We start from the raw sequence: 6,344 nt of genomic DNA on the forward strand, positions 1-6,344 counted from the left end.
CCCCCGAGGTCCGGCGAGCCCATGACGACCTACCTCGATTTCTTCGACCTCACCCAGGAGCCCTTCTCCAACGCTCCGGTGAGCCGCTTCTATTACAACTCGGCGCAGCACTCCCAGGCGCTCACCCGACTGATGCATGCGGTGAGCTACATGAAGGGCCTGTCCATCCTCGTCGGCGACATCGGCGCGGGGAAGACGACGCTGGCCCGCCGCATGCTCGATTCGCTGCCCGAGTCCGAGTACGAGGCCGCGCTGCTGGTCATCATCCACTCGGGCATCACCGCCAACTGGCTCTTGCGGCGCATCGCCCTGCAACTGGGCGTGGAGAACCCCGCGCAGGAGAAGCTGGCGCTCCTGTCACAGCTCTACCAGCGGCTCCTGCAAATCTACGAGTCCGGCAAGAAGGCCGTCGTCCTCATCGACGAGGCGCAGATGCTGGAGACGCGGGAGTTGATGGAGGAGTTCCGCGGCCTGCTGAACCTGGAAGTGCCGGAGCGCAAGCTCATCTCCTTCGTGTTCTTCGGCCTGCCCGAGATTGAGAAGAACCTGAAGCTGGACCCGCCGCTCGCCCAGCGCGTGGCCATGCGTTACAAGCTCGAGCCCTTCACCGCCGAGTCCACCGAGGCCTACATCAAGCACCGCCTCCGGCTCGCGGGCTGCCCGCGCATGCCGTTCTCTCCGGAGGCCCTGCTGGCGGTGCACGAGCACTCGTCGGGCTCGCCGCGTGTCATCAACACGCTGTGCGACAACGCGCTCTTCGAGGCCTTCCTCGCGCGCGCCGAGACGGTCTCCGCCGAGCTGGTGCATCGCATTGGAAAGAACCTGGGACTCCAGGGCATCAATGCGGCCGCTCCCGGAGCAGGCGAGCGGGCGAGCGCCCCGGCGACCCATCTGCCCCGAGCGTCGAACAACAAGCTCGATCTGGCGGAGATAGACCGTTACCTCGAAGGGCTGGGTAAGCTCTAGGGGCTTTGGCGACACAGAGCCGCAACGGTGCGCTTCGAGCGCTGCTGCTCGTGCTCCTCGTTCTATCGGGGAGTGTGCTCGCGTTGCGCATGCCCGAGACGTGGGAGGTGGCCTGCACCGTCGCGCGGCGGCACCTGCCGGACGTGCTCGGGCTGGACGTAGGCATCGGCCGGTGTGAGTTGGATCCGCTCGGCTCGCGCGTGGTGGTGCACGGCTTCTCGCTCTTCCTCCCGGGCGAGGACACGCCGCTGGTGGCGGCGGACACCGCTGAAGTGCAGTTCGGGTTCCTGCGCCCCTTCTCCGGACGGCTGACGCTCGCGCTGGTGCGGGCCCAGCGGCCGCGCGTGACGCTGGATTTGTCCCAGCCCTCGACGGACCCGGCGAAGAAGTCGGAGGGCTGCTTCCTGGATCCGCTCGAGCGGGTGCGGGTGTCCCACCTGGACATCAGCGGGGCGGAGCTGCGACTGGCGCTGCCCGAGGGCCGGCGCGTGGAGGTGGCGGACCTGGACGTGCGCTGGACGGAGCGCTGGGGCGTCATCGAGCTGGATGCGGAGGCGCGTCGCGGCCTCGTGCGGTTGGGCGCGGATGGCGCGGAGCTGGCGCTGCAGCGGCTGGCCTTCGCTGGCGCCTTGGACCCCGACGAGGCGCTGCTGGAGCTGGAGCGCGCCGAGGTGTCCCTGGATGACATCATCACCACGGTGTCGGGACGCGTGGACTCGCTGTGCCAGCCCCACCTGGCGCTGGACGCGCAGGTCTTCCTCCCGCTGCGCACGCTGTCGCAGGCGAAGCTCCTGCCAAAGCCCGCGACGGGGCACCTGTGGAGTCGCGTGTCCATCGCCGGCAAGCCGGAGTCGCCCGCGGTGTCGCTGGAGCTGTCGGGCAACGGGCTGGGGTACGACAGGTTTGGGCCGGCCAACATCTCCGCGCGCCTGTCGTACTCGGGCGATGAGCTTCGGGTGGAGGAAGTCGTGGTGCCCGTGGGTGCAGGCCGGGTGCGCGCCACGGGCAAGCTGGGGCTGACGCCGCTGTTCCCCCTGGAGGTGAGCCTCAAGACGGAGGATGCGTCATTGGCGCGCATCCTCGACAAGGCGGGGGTGAAGGGCGCGTGGGTGGACTTCGCGGCTTCGCTCGACGCGCAGCTCACGGGCAACCTGCTGCCGCGCTTCTCGCTGTCGGGACCGCTGGATTTGCGCACCAGCCGTTTCAAGCTGGCCACGCGGGCCTATGACGCGCCATCGACCGATGGAATCACCATCCTGGAGTTCGACAAGGGGCGTGCGCAGGCGCAGGTGAAGCTCCAGGCGGACCGGGTGTCGTTCAATCACGTCTCCGCGGAGGTGGGCCGCTCACGCGTCCAGGGCGACGTGGGGCTGCTCATCGGCGGCGGGCTGGGGCTCGACATCCACGGACAGGGCGAGCTGGACCTGGCGGACTTTGGCCACATCGCGGGCCTGAAGTGGGCGGGACGGGGCAACGCCACGTATTCAGTGACGGGGCCCGTGTCGCAGGTGAAGGTGGAGTCCGGGCTGTCGTTCCGCGACTTCGTCTTCTGGGGTTTCTCGCTGGGCGTGCTGCAGGGGAAGCTGAGCTACTCCGACGGGGTGCTGGCCTTCCCTTCGTTCACCGGCCAGAAGGGGCGCACGCAGTACTACGGCAAGGCCGGCGTGGGCTTCGGACGGTTGCTCAACCTGCGGCTCGAGGTGAATGTCCCGCAGGGACGCACCGAGGACCTGGTGGACGTGGTGGCGGGCCTGACGCCGTCGCTGGCGGTGATGCAGGGCACGCTGGGCGGTACGGCCTCGGGCCGCGTGGAAATCGACAGTCCCATCGAGCGGCTGGAGGGACTGGTGGCCTTCGACGTGAAGGACACCACGTACTACGGACGCCGGCTGGGGGATGGCTCGGCGCGGCTGCGCTTCGTGGATGGCAAGGCGATGGTGCTCGAGCGCACGGAGCTGCGCGGTCCACTGGGGCGCACGTGGGCGGAGGGCACGCTGCTGTTCGCGGGAGGGCTGGACTACCGCTTCGGTGGAGACGGCCTGTCGCTGGCGGAGACGGTGGAGCCGGAGCTCGCGCGACGCATGGGCATCCAGGGGACGATGGTGATGGACGGCGTCGTGTCCGGAACCTCCGACGTGCCCGTGGTCGACGTCACGCTGCGCGCCCCGCGTGTGACGTTCGCCGAGCGCGGCCTGGGCGCGATGGACCTCACCGGGCGACTGGTGGGCAAGGACCTGGAGGTCTGGGGCCGCCCCTTCCAGGACGCCAACGGCCGCGTGAAGCTCAAGGTTCAGGACTCATGGCCGTACGACGCGTCGCTGACGCTGACGCTGCCGGAAATCCGTCCGCTGCTCCCCTCGGAGCCGCTGTGGGCGGGCGTGTCCGGCTCGGTGTCAGGCGCGCTCACTGCGAAGGGGCCGCTGATGGAGCCCGGGGCGGCGCACCTGCGGGCGACGGTGGACAAGCTGGTGCTGTCACGCGACGACGTGCGGGGCGAGAACACGGGGCCCATCAGCCTCGCGTACGAGAAGGGCCGGTTGGAGGTGCAGCCCTTCCGCTTCCTCGGGCCGTACGTCGACCTGAACCTGGGCGGCTGGATGACCACGCGCGGGGGAATCGGCTTCACCCTGCGCGGCGGCGGAGACCTGCGCCTCCTGGAGTCGCTCCTGCCGGCGATGGTGGAGCGCTCCACGGGCCGCGTCACCGTGGACGCGGAGGCCACGGGCACGCTGGAGGCGCCGTCCGTGGTGGGCAGCGCGGAGCTGCTGGACCTGCGCCTCGCCATGCGGGACTTGCCCGTCAACATCCGAGGCATGTCCGGGCGCGTGGAGATGACGGGGCAGCGGCTGCTACTGGAGCACCTGCAGGGGCAGCTCAACGAGGGACGCATCTCCGCCCGCGGCGACGTGCGGCTCGCGCGCTTCATGCCCCAGCGGCTGGGCCTCACGGTGCAGCTGGACGAGGTTCCCTACCGCCTCACGGAAGACCTGCCGGCGACGTTCTCCGGGCTGCTCCAGGTGGTGGGGCCGCCCCGAGGCTTCACCGTCACCGGCGGCATGGACATCGTCAAGATGCGCTACCAGAAAGCGCTGGACGTGGAGTCGCTGCTCAAGTCCATGCAGAAGCGCGCCAACGTGGCGTCGGCGGCGAACGTCATCGCGGGCGAGCAGCAGAAGCCCTGGGTCATCTGGGACGTGAACGTCCACTTCGGCGACGTCCTCGTGGACAACAACCTGGCGAAGGCGCGGATGCTGGGGGACGTGCGGCTGACGGGCACGGACCTGCGGCCGGGTCTCCTGGGCCGGGTGGAGCTGGCCGAGGGCAGCCAGGCGTTCTTCCGCAACAACCCCTTCACCATCAGCCAGGGGCAATTGGAGTTCCAGGACCCCACCAGCCTGGAGCCCGTCTTCGAGGTCCAGGCCCAGACGCTGGTGCGCGAGTACGTGGTGAAGCTGCACGCCTTCGGCAAGCCCTCGGACCCCCAGGTGCTCCTGTCCTCGGAGCCGGCGCTGGTGGAAGGCGACATCGTCTCCCTGCTGACGCTGGGTTTCACCTCGTCGGACCGGGACACGGCGGCGTCCGCTGGGGCCGGGCTGGCGGCCGAGGCCCTCTTCAACGTGTCGGGCCTGGACCGGCAGGTCCAGCGGTTCCTCCCCAGCAATCCGGTGCTGCGGGATTTGTCCCTCCAGATTTCCACGACCTACAACGACGCCACACGTCAAGCGGAGCCCACCGCGCAACTGGAGTCGAAGTTCCTCAGCGAGCAGCTTAAAATCGGTATGACTCAACCGGTGAGTGGGCGAGGAACGCGGGCGCGTGCCGAGTACCGCTTCGACGACAGACTTTCCGCGCAGGCCCAGTGGGACAACGAGAACAGCGAAGCCTCGTTTGGCAACCTCGGGCTCGAGCTGAAGCTGAGCTGGGAGGTCGAGTAGCCCGCGCCGCCATGGCGCTGGCACTGGGGCTCTGCGTCCTGTGCGCGGGCCTGGCGCGAGCCCAGCTTCGCGAGGTCGACGTTCCCGGGCCGGAAGTGGTGGCAGTGGAGCTGCACCTGCCGGGTGGTGTGGACGGGCAGGGGCTCAGCGGACTGGTGGCGGTGCGCAAGGGCCAGTCGTTGACGCCCGCGGCGGTGCGCCGCTCGGTGGAGCGACTGTGGGCCACGGGGCGCTTCGCGGATGTGGTGGCGAGCGTGGTGGACGTGCCGGGTGGGGTGCGCCTGGTGTTCCAGCTCACGCCGGTGTCGAGGCTCGCGCGGCTGCGCTTCGAAGGCAACGCGGTGCTGTCGGACGGCGAGCTGCTGGATGCCAGTGGCCTCCTGGAGGGCGGCCCCCTGGATGGCGAGGAGCTGGAGGGGGCGGTGTCCTCCGTGCTCCAGGCGTACCAGCGCAAGGGCTATGACTCCGTGAAGGTGACGGCGCGGCAGGAGCCGGTGACGGACGGCGTGGCGGTGTTGCTCCTCGTCTCCGAGGGCCAGCCGACGCGCGTGCGACAGGTGAGCTTCTCGGGCAGCCCGGGGCTGCCGCTGCCGCGCCTGCTGGAAGTGCTGGCGATGCCGCCGGGCGACGTGTTCGACCGGGCGCGGCTGGAGTCGGGGCTGGACCAGTTGCGTGCACTGCTGCGTGAGTCGGGCCACTGGAGAGCCCAGGTGGGCACGCCCTCGGTGCTCGTGGAGGGCAGCTCCGCCTCGGTGGCGGTGCCCCTGTCAGCGGGGCCTCGGTATTCGCTGCGCTTCCATGGCAACCATCGCTTCTCCGCGGAGATTCTGGAGGGCGTGCTGGCGCATGACGCCGCGGAGCCGCTCGACGAGGTGGTGGCGGGACGGCTGGCGCGGCGGGTGGAGTCCTTCTACCGGCACCGTGGCTTCCACGACGCGAAGGTGCGCTCGCGCGAGGTGGTCCGGCCTGACGGAGAGGTGGCCGTGCTGGCCTTCGACGTGGACGAGGGCCAGCCCCTGCGCGTCAACGAGGTCCGCTTCCATGGCAACGCCTCGCTCGGCTCGGGGACGCTGAGGGAGTTCCTCGCGGAGCGCATTCGCGCGGGCGAGCTCCAGCCGGAGCTGGACCTGCGACTCCAGGACGACCCGCTGGACGCGGAGGGTCGCCATGGCCGTCGCGCCGCGACGATGGAGCCTGTGCCGGACCCGTCCACGGTGTACGTGGAAGAGGCGTGGCTGGAGGCGACGGAGGCGATGAACGAGGCGTACCGCGAGCGGGGCTTCCTGTCCTCGTCCGTGGTGTTCCGTGGGCTGACGGTGGATGCGCGCACGCGGACGGCGGTGGCGGACTTCGACGTGGAGGAAGGGCCGCAGGCGCGCGTGACGGAGGTCCGCTACGAGGGGCTGCCGGAAGGTACGGCGCGGCTCTCGACGGGGGCGGGGG

The 6,344-nt window shown here is 69.9% G+C and carries 3 protein-coding genes; all 3 read left to right on the forward strand.

Features of this window, described 5'->3' with window-relative positions; translation table 11 throughout:
* The first annotated feature begins 21 nt into the window (after positions 1 to 21).
* Positions 22 to 966, forward strand: coding sequence for an ExeA family protein (locus HR086_RS22275; protein WP_141642877.1), 945 nt, complete (start codon positions 22 to 24; stop codon positions 964 to 966).
* Positions 967 to 971: 5 nt separating this feature from the next.
* Positions 972 to 4,901, forward strand: coding sequence for a translocation/assembly module TamB domain-containing protein (locus HR086_RS22280; RefSeq protein ID WP_174466591.1), 3,930 nt, complete (start codon positions 972 to 974; stop codon positions 4,899 to 4,901).
* Positions 4,902 to 4,912: 11 nt separating this feature from the next.
* Positions 4,913 to 6,344, forward strand: a 1,432-nt coding sequence (locus HR086_RS22285; RefSeq protein WP_305794084.1) for a POTRA domain-containing protein, incomplete at its 3' end; no start/stop codon positions are given.

The sequence above is a fragment of the Myxococcus sp. CA039A genome, from assembly GCF_013336645.1.
Lineage (GTDB): Bacteria > Myxococcota > Myxococcia > Myxococcales > Myxococcaceae > Myxococcus > Myxococcus llanfairpwllgwyngyllgogerychwyrndrobwllllantysiliogogogochensis.